This window comes from Chloroflexus sp. (assembly GCF_034431535.1).
Taxonomy (GTDB): domain Bacteria; phylum Chloroflexota; class Chloroflexia; order Chloroflexales; family Chloroflexaceae; genus Chloroflexus.
The window spans coordinates 99,060-111,920 of record NZ_DAOUDC010000027.1; the positions used below are offsets into that span (position 1 = coordinate 99,060).

A 12,861-nucleotide genomic window follows, 5' to 3' on the forward strand; every position below is an offset into this window, starting at 1 on the left:
ACCGCCATTTCTCCTCTTTGAATCTCAGTTGCGTTCCTTAGGTGTGGTGGCTCTGCTCGATTGCAGGTTGTTTCGCCAGAGAACTGTTCAGTTTGAGGCTTATTTTGAGGTGCGATTATGCCTGAGCATATTTTAGTTGCGGTAGCGTGGCCGTATGCCAATGGGCCGCGCCATATTGGCCACGTAGCCGGTTTTGGCGTACCGGCTGATATTTTTGCCCGTTATCACCGGTTGCGGGGGAATCGCGTGCTGATGATTTCGGGCACTGATGAGCATGGCACGCCGATCACGCTGGTGGCCGATAAAGAGGGGACAACACCGCAAGCGATCGCTGATCGCTACAACAAGATTATCGGCGATGACTTGTACCATCTGGGGCTAAGCTACGATACCTTTACCCGCACCACCACGTCCAACCACTATGCGGTGACGCAAGATATCTTCCGCACCCTGTACGAACGCGGCTACATCATTCGCCAAGAAACGTTAGGCGCGTTCTCGGCGACGACCGGGCGCACGTTGCCGGATCGCTATATCGAGGGGACTTGCCCGATCTGCGGGTACGATGAAGCGCGCGGCGATCAGTGTGATAACTGCGGCAGCCAGCTCGATCCGACCGACTTGATCAACCCACGCTCAAAGGTTGACGGCCAACCACCGGTATTCAAGCCGACCGAGCACTTCTTCCTCGACCTACCGGCCTTTGCCGAGCAGTTGCGCACGTGGATCGACCAGCAAGGCCACTGGCGGCCCAACGTGCGCAATTTCTCGCTCAACTTCCTCAAAGACCTCAAACCGCGCGCGATCACCCGCGATCTTGAGTGGGGCGTGCCGATCCCGCTGCCCGAATACGCCAACCGCGATGACAAAAAGATTTACGTCTGGTTTGACGCCGTGATTGGGTATCTCTCGGCCAGCATTGAGTGGGCGATCAACCGCGGCGAGCCGGATGCATGGCGGGAGTGGTGGCAAAACCCGGATTCACGCCACTTCTACTTCATGGGCAAAGACAACATCGTCTTTCACACTGTGATCTGGCCGGCGATGTTGCTTGGCTACGGCGCGGGCGGCCAGTTTGGCGCCAATCCGGGCGGCCAGTACGATGGCATCCCGCTGCAACTGCCCTACAATGTTGTGTCGAGCGAATTTCTGACCATGGAGGGCAAGAAGTTTTCGAGTTCGCGCGGGATTGTGATCTATGTCAACGATTTTCTCAGCCGCTATGACGCCGATGCGCTGCGCTACTTCTTGACCATCGCCGGGCCGGAAAATCAAGACACCGATTTCACGTGGGCCGAGTTCGTGCGGCGCAACAACGATGAATTGGTGGCGACGTGGGGCAATCTCGTCAACCGCACGCTCAGCAACGTTTACAAGAACTTTGGCAGCGTGCCGCAACCCGGCCCGCTCACTGCGGCTGATGAGCAGGTGTTGGCCGAAGTGACCGGCGGGATCGAGGCGGTGGGCGAATTGCTGGCGGTGGCGCGGTTCAAAGCTGCATTGAGCGAAGCGATGAGGCTGGCGGCCCAAGTCAATATCTACCTGAGCGAACAAGAGCCGTGGAAGGTGATCAAGAGCGATCGCGAGCGCGCGGCGACGATCTGGTACGTCGCGTTGCGCTGCGTTGATACGCTCAAGATCATCTTTACCCCCTTCTTGCCCTTCTCAAGCCAGCGCCTGCATGAGTACTTGGGCTATGACGGCTATATCGCCGGGCCGCTCCGCTTCCAAGACGTGACCGAAGCCGATGGCCGCACCCACCGCGTGCTCACCGGCGACTACGACCAGTGGGTCGGGCGTTGGGAGCCATCGGCCTTGCCGGTGGGGCAAGTCTTGCGCCAGCCGCAGCCGCTCTTCAAGAAGCTTGATGAAGCGGTGGTTGAGGAGGAACTAGCGCGTATGCAAAGCCGGGCGAAGTGATGGCACGTGGAAAGGGGCCTTGCACGGTAAGGCCCCTCCATACGTCACCATTCTGTCACGCCGCCGCTGCTGCCGGTCGGGTCGGTTTGTTGCGACCCCACGGTGTGCCGAGCAACGGCAACAGATAGTAATCAAGTCCATAGTAACCGGCGACCTTCCATCCCAACATCAAGATGATAGCGAGGGTGAACATCACTGGGTTGGTGCTAGCCGTACCGGCCAACATAAAGTTGAAGTTCATCAGCGCCCCAAAGAAGGCCGAGAACCCGACCAAACCGCCGACAATCAAGCCGATGCCGACCAGAATTTCGCCGTAGACGACGAGTTTGGCAAACCACGTGTGCGACTCGGTGTCAATCAAGAATTGAATGAACGAGCGATACCAATCGTAAGCGATCAGCGGGCGTCCGGTTTCAGGAACCACCACTGCATTCTTCCAGAACCCTAACAGCGCCGTGCCACTTTCCATCCATGCCCGGTTGTTAAATTTCCCCCAACCCGATGTCAGCCACGAATAGCCGAGGAATAGCCGGATAATCAGAAACAACCACGCGAACTTGGTGCTGCTGAAAAGCATTTGGACGAAGGGCGGATCGGGGAATTGGACTTCGCCGCGTTCGTTGACGGGGGTTTTCGGTAGCATCGTTGGCCTCCTTGCCATGTTGCTTGTGAACGATTTCTCGTGATTATCATAGCAAGGATTGGCAACTTTTGACTAGACAAATGACAATTTGTGGTTAAGAAATTGGTGATCGAAAATGCCAATTACCATAGGCCGTTAGCGCAACGGCGCGAAGGGCGCAGCGATGTAGGGGGGTGGAACGCAACGGCGCGAAAGGTTTTGGGTAAAGTTTATATGTGTGATATCGTAATAAGATTAAAGAGTTATTTTTAATAGATTTACCTTAATCTAAAGTTAATAAATAATTAAAAAATAAATAGTTTTACAAATAACCTAGTAAAATTTTATTAACGTAAAGTTTTAAATTAAAACATTGTCTGCTGACATTGTAATTTGTACAATTTTAATCATCTTTTAATCATCTTTAATTTCTGTATTTGGTCAGCGAATATTAAGGAGGATTCCTATGAAGTCACACCAGATGTACCGATGCACAATCGTCGTGATGGTAGCGCTGTTGGCAGCGCTTGTACCAGCAGAGTCGGTGCAAGCGCAGAACCGGATCTGCTTCAATGAAGTGCCGGATTGCATCGAAGGCCGGTTTGCTGAATACTGGCAGCAGAATGGTGGCTTGCCGGTGTTTGGCTTCCCGATCACGCCTGCGTTTCAGCAGGAGGTGGAAGGCAAGGTGCGGCTGGTGCAAATCTTCGAGCGTAACCGCTTCGAGCTGTACCCAGAGAACGCGCGTCCCTACGATGTGCTGTTAGGCCGGTTGGGTGATGAGCTGTTGCAGCGGCGGGGCACACCGTGGCAGAACGAGCCGAAAGCGCCAACGACGCAGCAGGTTGGCTGCCGTTACTTTGCCCAAACCCAACATCTGGTGTGTGATCTCTTCTTGCGCTATTGGCAATCGTATGGTCTTGAATTCGATGGCCGGCGTGGCTTTAGTGAGGCCGAGAGCTTAGCCCTGTTTGGTTTGCCGTTGACTGAAGCGCGAGTCGAAACCAACTCGTCGGGTGACACAGTGCTGACGCAATGGTTTGAGCGAGCGCGCTTTGAGCTGCATTCTCGGCTAGGGCCGAATGTGGTGCTGTTGGGCTTGTTAGGTCGTGAGGCGTTTACGCCGCAACCTACGCCGCGCCCAACCCCGCCGCCGGCTGATCCTTGCGCCGATATTCCGCCGCCGGTAAACGCGTTCGTTGATCCAGCCTGTATTCGGGGGAACGACACGGTCGTTGTCACCGTGCTGGGGTATGGCTTTACCCCCGGAGAACGGCTGGGCGCCTACTTCACATTGGTGGCGACTGGCGAGGTGGTAGGAGTGCAGATTATCGGCAGTGATGTTGCTCAGCCCGATGGAACGTTCCTCGCCACATTTCAAGTAGGCCCGAATGTGCCGCGGGGGCTTTATGCGCTGACGATTGAAGGGGTGCAATCCGGCAATAAGGCGATTGCCTACTTTAAGAAGGTATAATGCCTTGTTGCCATTGAAGCATCGAACCCCCGCGCGGTATGCCGATGCACGGGGGTTGGTTTACTCAACTGCATTATGGAGGCAAGCGTGCCAAGCGTTCGTTGAGTTCGTCTATACGCCGCCCGATACCGCTGAATTCGACGCTCATCACCGGCTCCATCGATAATCGTGCGGGATTGGGCGCGCAAGACAGGTAGATAATCGCAGTATTGACTTATAATCTTCGCTTCATATTCAATGCGTTCAAGCATTGAACGTTGGTATAATGCAATGCCCTCAGCAATAACGCTGTAGGCGAATTCAATCGGCGCTTGGTTCAAGATAACAATATCAAGCTCATCACTATGAAGTGTCTCAGCCAAGCGCTGCGTGAGCTCGGCGCGCAATGCCGGCTCTGAGGCTGTGTGATCGAACAAGATTGCGAGATCGGTATCGCTCATCGGCCCGATTGATCCGGTGACACGCGCCCCAAACAAGTAGACAAGCTGGATCGCGGGATATTGTTGGGCGATAGCGGTAATTGGGTTTGGCACGTGATTGAATGTCATGACCGGCCAACAGGTACGATGATTGTTACACCCCAGCGGAAGTTATGAGTCGAAAGGGCGGGTTGCAAACCCGCCCTTGCTTGCTGCGCTCCTCAATTTCTGCTAGGTATTGCGCTACCGCGCCCGCTCGATCGCCTTGAGCAAGGCGCGCTTGGCATAGACCTTACACATCGCTCGCCGATACTCTTCGCTGGCGTGGATGTCACCGAGCATATCCATACCTTCGCCGGCATGGGCCGCGGCGGCGGCCACCGCATCGGTGCTGCTGTCAGTGCCGATCAGCGCTTGCTCGACCGCGGTCTGGCGTTCGGCTTTGGGGCCGGCGCCGGTGATCGCAACCCGGCACGCCGTCACCTGCCCGTTTTCCATTTTGACATAGGCGGCTGCGCCGACGATCGCGTAGCGGCTGGCCGGATGGGGGAACTTGGCATAGGCCGAGCCTTCGCCGGGGCCGTGGCTGTTGAAGGTGATCGAGGTGATAATCTCACCTGGTTCGAGGGCCGTGCTGAGCATATCGGTGAAGAAATCGGCGGCGGCAATTGCGCGCGGGCCGTTGGGGCCTTCGACGTGAATGTGGGCATCGACGGCCAGCATCACTGCCGGCATATCAGCGGCGGGGTCGGCGTGGGCGAGCGAACCGCCAATTGTGCCGCGGTTGCGCACCTGAATGTCACCAATTAGGCCGACCGCATCGGCCATCGCTGGGCAGGCCTTGTCCAGCGCCGCGTGGTGCTCGATCGCGCTCCACGTCGTCATCGCGCCGATCTCAACCGTCCCGTTCACCTTAATTCCGCGCAGTTCCGCCACCCGGTTGATGTCGATCAACACACTCGGCGAAGCGAGACGGAGCTTCATTGCCGGCAACAGCGAGTGGCCGCCGGCCAAAATCTTGGCATCGTCGCCGTGCTGTTGCAACAGCGTCAGCGCCTCGGCGAGGCTGGTTGGCGCGTAATAATCAAATGGGGCTGGAATCATAGTTGCTCCCTTATGCGTTACGGCAGGGGCAGGCCAAACCTGCCCCGGGCCTGCACTCCACTCGTTTACTTCCCGTGAATCGCCTTCCAGATCCGCTCCGGCGTAGCTGGCATCTGCAGATGCTTGACGCCGAACGGCGCCAGCGCATCGATAATCGCGTTCATCACGCACTGCGCCGAGGCAATCGTGCCCGCCTCGCCGGCCCCCTTCACGCCGAGCGGATTCACCGGCGACGGCGTAACGGTATAGTCAGTCTCGATGTGCGGCACCATCGCCGCCGTCGGCACCGCATAGTCCATGAGGGTGCCGGTCAGCAACTGGCCGTCTTCGTCATAGACCGCGCCTTCGTAGAGTGCCTGCGCAAGACCTTGCGCAATGCCGCCGTGAATCTGGCCTTCGACGATCAGCGGGTTAATCTGGTTACCGCAGTCGTCAACGGCGATATAGCGCAACAGCTTGACGTGGCCGGTTTCAGGATCGACCTCGACGATACAGACGTGGGTGCCGAAGGGGAAGGTGCAGTTCGGCGGATCGTAGTAGCTGGTCTCGTCAAGGAACGGTTCCATGCCGGGAGGTAGGTTATACGCGACGGCGGCAGCGGCAGCCAGCTCGCCAATCGTCTTGCCCTTGTCGGGTGAGCCTTTGACATACGCGCGGCCATTCTCGAACACAATATCGGCCTCGTTGGCTTCCAACAGGTGAGCGGCCAGCTTGCGCGCCTTCTCTTTAATCTTGTCGACGCTGCGCTTAATCGCCACCCCGCCGACGGCCAGCGAGCGCGAGCCGTAGGTGCCGTAGCCGAACGGCGTGCCTTGGGTGTCGCCCCACTGCACCTCGACATCTTCGTAGGGCACCCCCAACTCATCGGCCACGATTTGGGCAAAAGTCGTCTCGAGCCCTTGCCCGTGTGGCAGCGAACCGGTGGTCACCACCACCTTGCCGGTGAGATGGACACGGACGTTGGCGCTCTCCCAGAGGCCGGCGCCCCAACCTTGACCACCCATCCACGCGCTCGGCGCGATGCCGCAGATCTCAACATACGACGAGATACCGATGCCGAGATAACGGCCCTGCTGGCGCAGTTCGGCTTGCTGCTTGCGGAACTCGGCGTAGCCGGCGATTTCGAGCGCCTTATTCAAGGCTGGCTCGTAGTTGCCGCTATCGTAAGGCAGCAAACCCAACCCGTTATCGTAGGGGAAGTCTTCCGGTTGGATGAAATTCTTGCGCCGCACCTCCGCCGGATCCATCCCGATCTCGGCGGCAAAGCGATCGACCATGCGCTCGATCAGATAGCTGGCTTCGGGCCGGCCAGCACCGCGGTAGGCATCAACCATCGCGGTGTTGGTATACGCGCCGGTAACGTGGACATAAGCTGCCGGAATCTTGTAGACGCCGGTGATAATGCGCCCGTAGAGGGTCGTCGGGATGCCGGCTGCGACAGTCGAGAAATACGCGCCGATATTCGCCCACGTCTTCACGCGCAGACCGGTAATCTTACCGTCGCGAGTGCCGGCCAGTTCGGCCTCGGTGATATGGTCGCGCCCGTGGGTCGAATACTTATAATTCTCGGAGCGGTCTTCGACAAACTTCACCGGTCGGCCCAGCTTGCGCGCGGCCCACATGGTGAAGGCCATATCGTTGTAGCAGAAGATCTTCTGGCCAAAACCGCCGCCGACATTTGGGGCAATGCAGCGCAGCTTGGTTTCGGGCACGCCGAAGACGAAGGCGGTCAGCAGCAAGCGATGGACGTGCGGCGCCTGCGAGGTCATCCAGACCGTCCACTCGCCAGTGAGGGCATCGTAGCGGGCAATCGAGCCGCGGGTCTCCATCGGGGTGGGGATCAGGCGCTGGTTAATAATCTCCTCTTTCACCACCACCTCGGCGCTAGCAATCGCAGCGTCGGCTGCCACCTTATTGCCGCACTCCCACTCAAACACGATATTGTTCGGCGCCGCCTCGTGAATCTGGGATGCACCGGGTTCGACCGCCTTGCGGGCATCGACCACTGCCGGCAGCGGTTCGTACTCGACTTCAACCGCATCAGCCGCATCGCGAGCGGTATAGCGATCTTCAGCCACCACCATTGCCACCGGGTCGCCCACCAGCGCCACCTTATCGACGGCCAGCGCGCGCGGCGGCACCGGATAATTCTTCACCCCAGCCGCCTGCCATGCTGCCGGCATCGGATTGATATCGAGCATATCCTTGCCGGTAAAGACGGCGACCACACCGGGCATTGCCAATGCCTTGCTCGCGTCAATCGAAACGATCTTAGCGTGGGCATGGGGGCTGCGCACCAACGCGATGTGCAGCATGCCGGGCAGCTTGATATCATCGAGATAATTGCCGTGACCGGTAATCAGCTTCGGATCTTCCCGGCGCTTCAGCGCCCGCCCAACCAGTCGCTCCTTCATCTCAGTAGCGGTCATCCTCGACTCCTCACTAGGTTCGTTGTGAATACCTGCTGGACGGATTAACGATTAATCAGCGGTTGGGGCGCTAGCCATCTTCTCGGCGGCGTAGCGCACTGCGCGGACAATGTTCTCGTAGCCGGTGCAGCGGCAGAGGTTGCCTTCAAGACCGTGGCGGATATCTTCATCAGTGGGATTAGGGTTGCGCTTGAGCAGATCGGCGGCGGCCATAATCATGCCGGGGGTGCAGAACCCGCACTGGAGGCCGTGTTTCTCCCAGAAACCTTCTTGTAGCGGATGGAGCTGGCCATTATGCGCTAGCCCTTCGATCGTCGTAATCTCGGCGCCATCACACTGAACGGCCAGTGTGGTACAAGACTTGACACTGACCCCATTGATGTGAACGACGCAGGCACCGCACTGGCTCGTGTCGCACCCGATATGGGTGCCGGTCAGATTGAGGTGCTCGCGCAGGTAATGAACTAGCAGCACACGCGGCTCAACCTCGCTGGTGTAGCGAACGCCGTTGACTGTGACCGTAATCGTTGTCACTCTCCAACCTCCTCGTTGACTGCGAAACGAACTACAGATCGGGATGGAACGATGGTAATCGGCTAAGACCTTCCCCAACACCCCGTGTTGGAAGTTTAAGGGCGGACAGAACGTCTGCCGGGCTAGGGTTACGAAGCCCGCTGCGTGGGCTGATGGCCCTCACCCCAGCCCCTCTCCCACCGACACGGGAGAGGGGAGCGCACCACCGAGCTTTCAGGCATTGCACAGCGATCATCGTTACACTCGGCCAAATGCTCTGTTTGTCCCTCTAGGGTTGTAAATTGCTCTTTTGTCCCCCTCCTCGCCTATTCCCGCGGAACACTGGTTTTGCTCTCTGCACGGCCCATCATCAGCAGAGCTGGCGTTCAGGCATTTAGCCAGACCGGCGCTGGCCGAGCAAATAGCCAAGCAAGAAGGCAACAATCACCCACGGTACCCATGGGCGCTCCTTCAGAAAATCTTCGACGACGCCAAGGGCGACATCAACCTCGCTCAGCCCTTCACCGGCAGGCACGTGAATGGTGCGCCGGAAAGCAGTCGCCTCAGCCGGTTCGGGCGCGGCGGCTGGTGCAGGCGTCGGTGCGGCGGCTGGTTCGGGTGCGGGTGCAGCGACCGGTTCGGGTGCGGGTGCAGCGACCGGTTCGGGTGCAGCATTGCCGGCACGCCGCGCTTCGATCTGGGCCGCAAGCGCCTTCAGGCTCTGCGCAATCAGTGTTTTGGCGGCGCCATCGAGCAGGCGCTGGCCAACACTGGCAATGGTGCCTCCCACATGCGCCTCGCCGCCGTAATCGAGGATCGTCTGGCCGTTTTCTTCGCGAAGGGTGATGCTGCCCGAACCCTTCAGAAAGCCATTGCTTCCCTTGCCATCAACGTGAATCTCATACGACTCTGGCGCCTGAATATTGTCGATCTTCACCCGCCCGCTATACACGCCACGCACTGCTTGGAGGCCAATCTTCAGCGTGCTCTCGTATTCGTTTTCGCCAACTTGTTCAAGACGTTGGCATCCGGGAATAGTGCGGGCTAAAACTTCCGGATCATTTAATGCAGCCCACACCTCATCACGGCTAGCCGCAAAGGTGTAATTGCCGGCGATCTTCACACTGACTCCTTGCTGCCCAGTTCGGAGGTATTGAGCTGGGCAACCTCTGTAGAAAGACAAGTATACCTTGTGTGTTCCATAACCTCCCCACAGAATGGGAGAGCCTGCTTCACACTGGTAGTATACTCGAGATGGTCTTATGCACGTTTCATTATGGGTTCCATATCTATCGTACTCAATAGAACAGGCTTTGTCAAGGCAATGTGCAGGTCGAGTTGGTTGCGGTACGGATAGCGCAGCGATCGCCGGTTCCGCATGGACTAGTAACGAAAACGGGGCAAAATTCCTAGCCGAGATACTTGACAAATACACGTCGCATAGTTTATATTACCAACAACGTACAACAACGTACTGGTGTAGGCAACACCAACACGCACCTCAACAACATACACGCACTCATCCAGAGCGGTGGAGGGACCGGCCCGTTGAAACCGCAGCAACCCTCGCATGCGTCGCCGCGTGCGAACGGTGCTAATTCCGGCAGAAGTGTTCTGGAAGATGAGCGACGTGGCAGCGCGGCTTGCCGCAATGATTTCACGCCCTCATCGCACGTTGAGGGCGATTTTGTTGCCTACAATCTGGCTCGCTTTGATGAATGCTTGAGGAGGTTGTTCATGTCCGATGCTCCGCGCTTCACCGGTTTCGAGACGCTCGCCCTGCATGCCGGCCAGACCCCTGATCCGACGACCGGATCGCGGGCCGTGCCGATCTATGCCACCACATCGTATCAATTCAAAGATACCGATCACGCGGCGCGCCTCTTTAACTTGCAAGAGTTTGGCAACATCTACACCCGGATCATGAATCCGACCACCGATGTGTTCGAGCAGCGGATGGCCGCGTTGGAAGGCGGGGTGGGCGCGTTGGCGTTGGCGTCGGGGCAAGCTGCCGAAACGCTGGCGATTCTCAATCTAGCCGGCAGCGGCGACAACATCGTCGCCTCGTCGGATCTATACGGCGGCACGTACAACCTCTTCCGCCATACCTTGCCGAAGCTCGGCATCACCACGCGCTTTGTCGATGCCCGTGACTACGACGGCTTTGCGGCGGCGATTGACGATCGCACCAAAGCCTTCTTCCTCGAATTGGTCGGCAACCCGCGGCTCGATGTGCTCGATCTAGAGCGGATCGCGGCGATTGCCCACGAGCGTGGCGTGCCGGTGATCGTTGATGCAACGACGGTGACGCCTTACCTGTGGCAGCCGATCAAGCATGGCGCCGACATTGTGATTCACTCGGCGACGAAGTATATCGGCGGGCACGGTACCGCTATCGGTGGGATCATCGTTGATAGCGGCAAATTTGATTGGGCGGCGAGCGGGCGCTTCCCCGAATTTACTAACCCCGATCCGAGCTATCACGGCTTAGTGTACACGCAGGCCTTTGGCAATCTGGCCTATATCCTCAAGGCGCGGGTGCAAGGGTTGCGCGATATTGGCGCGGCGCTCAGCCCCTTCAATAGCTTCCTCTTCTTGCAGGGGTTGGAAACGCTGCCGTTGCGGATGGAGCGGCACAGCAAGAATGCGCTGGCGGTGGCCCGCTACCTCAGCGAGCATCCGAAGGTGGCATGGGTGAACTATCCTGGTTTGCCCAGCCATCCGAGCTACGCGCTGGCCCAGAAGTATCTGCCGCGCGGCCAGAGCGGGATCGTCGGCTTCGGCTTGAAAGGCGGGCGGGTGGCAGGCCGCACTTTCATCGAGCGGCTGCGCCTCTTCTCGCATCTGGCCAACATTGGCGACGCCAAGAGTCTCGCCATCCATCCGGCCACGACGACCCACAGCCAGTTGACGCCGGAAGAGCAGCGGCTGACTGGCGTGACCGATGATTATGTACGGCTCTCGATTGGCCTTGAGACGATCGACGACATTTTGGCCGATCTCGATCAAGCGCTGGCCGGGACGCCGTCATAATACCCAGTGGGCGGGGCGGCGACAATGGCGTCGCCGCTCTTGCCGGCTGCCCGGCTTCCTTGCAGTCAGGAGAAAATGTAGATGGAAGCATTTGTTCATGCGCCAACCCCAGAGGGGGTTGGCTATGTGCGCACCCAGCGGATGCATTGGACAACGCCACTGACGTTGGCGAGCGGTGCGACGCTGGGCCCGTTGACGCTGGCTTACGAAACGTATGGTGAATTGGCGCCCGATCGCTCGAATGCGATCCTGATTTTGCACGCCCTTTCGGGCGATGCGCACGCGGCTGGGTATCACAGTCCCACCGACCGTAAACCGGGTTGGTGGGATGGCATGATCGGGCCGGGGCGCGCGTTTGATACCAACCGCTACTTTGTCATCTGCTCAAACGTGATCGGTGGCTGTCGCGGATCGACTGGCCCCTCGAGTCCGCATCCGGCGGATGGCAAGCCGTATGGATCGCGCTTTCCGATCATCACGATCGAAGATATGGTGCGTGCCCAACAACGCTTGATCGATGCGTTGGGGATCGAGACCTTGCTGGCGGTAGCCGGCGGCTCGATGGGCGGGTTTCAGGCCTTAGCATGGGCAGTTGAGCACCCGCAGCGGGTGCGTGGCGCGATCTTGCTCGCCACCAGCGCCCGCTCAAGCCCGCAAACGGTGGCGTGGAACTACATTGGCCGGCGCGCGATTATGGCCGATCCACGCTGGCAAGGCGGCGACTACTACGATAGCGAACCGCCGCGCGACGGGCTGGCAGTAGCGCGTATGCTCGGCCACATCACCTATCTGTGTGAAGAGAAGCTGGAGCAGCGGTTTGGCCGGCGCGGCGATCCCGGCGCCCTCGATTTGGGGCCGCGGTTCGCTATTGAACACTACCTTGAACACCAAGCGGCCCGCTTCAACGACCGGTTTGACGCCAATTCGTACCTTGTCATCACCCGCGCAATGGATAGCTGGGATCTAGCGGCGTGTTACGGTTCGCTGGCGGCGGCCTTTGATCAAGCGCGGGCGCGGTTCCTTGGCTTGGCCTACAGCAGTGACTGGCTCTATCCGCCGAGCGAGACGTATCAAATGGAGGCGGCAGCCAAAGCGGCGGGCCGTTCGTTTACCACTCACCTGATTGCAACCGATGCCGGTCACGACGCGTTTCTGACTGATCTTGACGTACAGAGCGTATTGATCCGCGATTTCCTTGATCGGTTGGAGGCTGAATAGGGGGAGGAACGGATACCAAGCCCGCTTGAAGCCTTCAATAAGGGCAGCACAGCGGATGCGCTGGTTGCACGAGGCTGTTTACCTTCACACTGGTTTGCGGTAAGATAGCAGTGCTCTATATATAGATGC

10 protein-coding genes and 1 riboswitch are annotated in these 12,861 nt (G+C 58.5%); of the genes, 4 read left to right on the forward strand and 6 right to left on the reverse strand.

Annotated features, from left to right (window positions below; genetic code table 11):
* Positions 1–117 precede the first annotated feature (117 nt).
* Positions 118–1,920, forward strand: coding sequence for a methionine--tRNA ligase (gene metG, locus U9R61_RS07110; protein ID WP_322488120.1), 1,803 nt, complete (start codon positions 118–120; stop codon positions 1,918–1,920).
* A 55-nt stretch (positions 1,921–1,975) separates the two neighbouring features.
* Here metG and U9R61_RS07115 read toward each other — a convergent pair whose 3' ends face one another.
* Positions 1,976–2,563: a DoxX family membrane protein gene (locus U9R61_RS07115; RefSeq protein WP_322488121.1), complete on the reverse strand. Its 588-nt coding sequence runs from the start codon at positions 2,561–2,563 to the stop codon at positions 1,976–1,978.
* A 445-nt stretch (positions 2,564–3,008) separates the two neighbouring features.
* Between U9R61_RS07115 and U9R61_RS07120 the strand changes: the two genes are divergently transcribed.
* Positions 3,009–4,016: a hypothetical protein gene (locus U9R61_RS07120; RefSeq protein ID WP_322488122.1), complete on the forward strand. Its 1,008-nt coding sequence runs from the start codon at positions 3,009–3,011 to the stop codon at positions 4,014–4,016.
* On the opposite strand, the gene mntA is transcribed toward U9R61_RS07120, so the two are convergent.
* The 5 genes from mntA to U9R61_RS07145 form a co-directional block, all read right to left on the reverse strand.
* On the reverse strand, positions 3,998–4,564 hold the full coding sequence (gene mntA / locus U9R61_RS07125; protein WP_322488123.1) for a type VII toxin-antitoxin system MntA family adenylyltransferase antitoxin: 567 nt from the start codon (positions 4,562–4,564) through the stop codon (positions 3,998–4,000). The genes U9R61_RS07120 and mntA overlap by 19 nt on opposite strands.
* A gap of 114 nt (positions 4,565–4,678) precedes the next feature.
* A complete protein-coding gene (locus tag U9R61_RS07130) occupies positions 4,679–5,539 on the reverse strand; it encodes a xanthine dehydrogenase family protein subunit M (protein ID WP_322488124.1) in 861 nt (286 codons plus the stop codon).
* 65 nt (positions 5,540–5,604) lie between these two features.
* Positions 5,605–7,968, reverse strand: coding sequence for a xanthine dehydrogenase family protein molybdopterin-binding subunit (locus U9R61_RS07135; RefSeq protein ID WP_322488125.1), 2,364 nt, complete (start codon positions 7,966–7,968; stop codon positions 5,605–5,607).
* A gap of 51 nt (positions 7,969–8,019) precedes the next feature.
* On the reverse strand, positions 8,020–8,502 hold the full coding sequence (locus U9R61_RS07140) for a (2Fe-2S)-binding protein (RefSeq protein WP_322488126.1): 483 nt from the start codon (positions 8,500–8,502) through the stop codon (positions 8,020–8,022).
* A 373-nt stretch (positions 8,503–8,875) separates the two neighbouring features.
* Entirely contained in the window at positions 8,876–9,604 is a 729-nt protein-coding gene (locus tag U9R61_RS07145; protein ID WP_322488127.1) for a carbon monoxide dehydrogenase subunit G, read from the reverse strand.
* A gap of 393 nt (positions 9,605–9,997) precedes the next feature.
* A riboswitch (SAM riboswitch) is annotated at positions 9,998–10,109 on the forward strand.
* Positions 10,110–10,218: 109 nt separating this feature from the next.
* Here U9R61_RS07145 and U9R61_RS07150 point away from each other — a divergent pair.
* The gene (locus U9R61_RS07150) at positions 10,219–11,514 is read left to right on the forward strand and encodes a homocysteine synthase (protein WP_322488128.1); all 1,296 of its coding nucleotides are present in this window, start codon (positions 10,219–10,221) and stop codon (positions 11,512–11,514) included.
* An 81-nt stretch (positions 11,515–11,595) separates the two neighbouring features.
* Positions 11,596–12,732 (forward strand): homoserine O-acetyltransferase MetX, encoded by a 1,137-nt coding sequence (gene metX, locus U9R61_RS07155; protein WP_322488129.1) that lies wholly within the window; start codon positions 11,596–11,598, stop codon positions 12,730–12,732.
* Positions 12,733–12,861: the final 129 nt, after the last annotated feature.